Source organism: Moorena sp. SIO3I6 (genome assembly GCF_010672095.1).
This window is the reverse complement of sequence record NZ_JAAHHU010001502.1, coordinates 1-1,211: the sequence shown is the minus strand read 5'-3', so window position 1 is coordinate 1,211 and position 1,211 is coordinate 1. Positions and strand designations below refer to the sequence as shown.

Below are 1,211 nucleotides of genomic sequence, written 5' to 3'. Positions count from 1 at the left end.
TATTTTCACTAAAGTTAGACACTGGTACCACCCGAAATGAACCTTCCTCACGGGGTTGGGTTTCAATGATGCGATTTTGGACACCACCAGGACGCCAGCGCCGGGGAACCACCACAGTTACCTCAATATTAGGTTCTAACTGAGCGAGTGTTCGTAACTTCTCGCAGTTAAGGTCAACAATATAGGAGTGGCTAGCAACTAGTATTTTCATGGGTAATTTTTTGACAGTTAACGGTGGCAGGTTAAAGGTTGTTCGCGTAGCGTGGCCTTTTGGCCAAGGTTGTTCGCGTAGCGTGGCCAAAGGCCAAGGTTGCTGGTTGTTCGCGTAGCGTGGCCTTTTGGCCAAGGTTGGAGGTTTAAGGTTGGAGGTTGGAGGTTGGAGGTTTGAGGTTTGAGATTGGAGGTTGCAGGTTGCAGGTTGTTCGCTCTTGGCGTTCCCATAGTATCAATCAGCGGTAGTGGTAAAGATGTAGTGATTTGGCTACGGTCTGATCAAGGTTTCGGGTGCTAAAATCACTACTTGTGTACCACTACCGGTTATCACAACACCATTAAATTTGACTTATTATGACTTTAAGCTCCTGAATTATTAATCATAAATTTTAAAGCTTTTAATTAAAGATGCAAGAGCTTATTAGGTTTACTTAATCGTAGTTTTAAGTTTTAAAAACTGGCTTCAACCTTGTAACCTTGGCCAAAAGGCCACGCTACGCGAACAAGCTTCAACCTTGTAACCTTGGCCAAAAGGCCACGCTACGCGAACAACCTTGTCACCTTGGCCAAAAGGCCACGCTACGTGAACAACCTTGTCACCTTGGCCAAAAGGCCACGCTACGCGAACAACCTTGTCACCTTGGCCAAAAGGCCACGCTACGCGAACAAACTTGTAACCTTCAACCAACTAACCTTCAACCTTATAACGGTCTAGCCGACTATAAATTTGACCATCATCCCAGATAGATTTGATGCGTGTACCAAGTGCTTTGAAAAATCCCAACATGTAGAAACCAGCGCGGCTAATAATTTTAATCGGGGAACCACTTTTATTACAAGGAGGATTCCCTAAGACGTGGCAATCAAATAGACGACCAAAGAGCCGTAGCTGTTCACTAAGGGTAAGATTTTTCATCCCCATCAAGAAATGGTTGTGATAAAAGGTCAACTGATACTCAAGCGATCGCGTACTAATATCATGACACCCCCCAGTTTCT

At 44.8% G+C, this 1,211-nt stretch carries 2 protein-coding genes and 2 pseudogenes; 1 reads left to right on the top strand and 3 read right to left on the bottom strand.

Annotated elements, in window-relative coordinates; translation table 11 throughout:
* Both F6K49_RS50675 and F6K49_RS50670 read right to left on the bottom strand, forming a co-directional pair.
* A pseudogene (locus tag F6K49_RS50675) lies at positions 1-241 on the bottom strand (hypothetical protein); the annotation flags it as partial.
* Positions 229-441 (bottom strand): hypothetical protein, encoded by a 213-nt coding sequence (locus F6K49_RS50670; protein WP_293110455.1) that lies wholly within the window; start codon positions 439-441, stop codon positions 229-231. The gene F6K49_RS50670 and the pseudogene F6K49_RS50675, both read right to left, overlap by 13 nt.
* Before the next feature lie 249 nt (positions 442-690).
* Here F6K49_RS50670 and F6K49_RS50665 point away from each other — a divergent pair, with 249 nt between their 5' ends.
* Complete coding sequence (locus tag F6K49_RS50665; protein ID WP_293064723.1) at positions 691-960, top strand: hypothetical protein; 270 nt, start codon at positions 691-693, stop codon at positions 958-960.
* Here F6K49_RS50665 and F6K49_RS50660 read toward each other — a convergent pair.
* Positions 902-1,211: pseudogene (locus F6K49_RS50660) on the bottom strand (glycosyltransferase family 2 protein); the annotation flags it as partial. The gene F6K49_RS50665 and the pseudogene F6K49_RS50660 overlap by 59 nt on opposite strands.

Excerpts from the sequence above, each read along its gene's own strand:
- F6K49_RS50670 (WP_293110455.1), bottom strand. The coding sequence starts at position 441 with ATGGGAACGCCAAGAGCGAACAACCTGCAACCTGCAACCTCCAATCTC.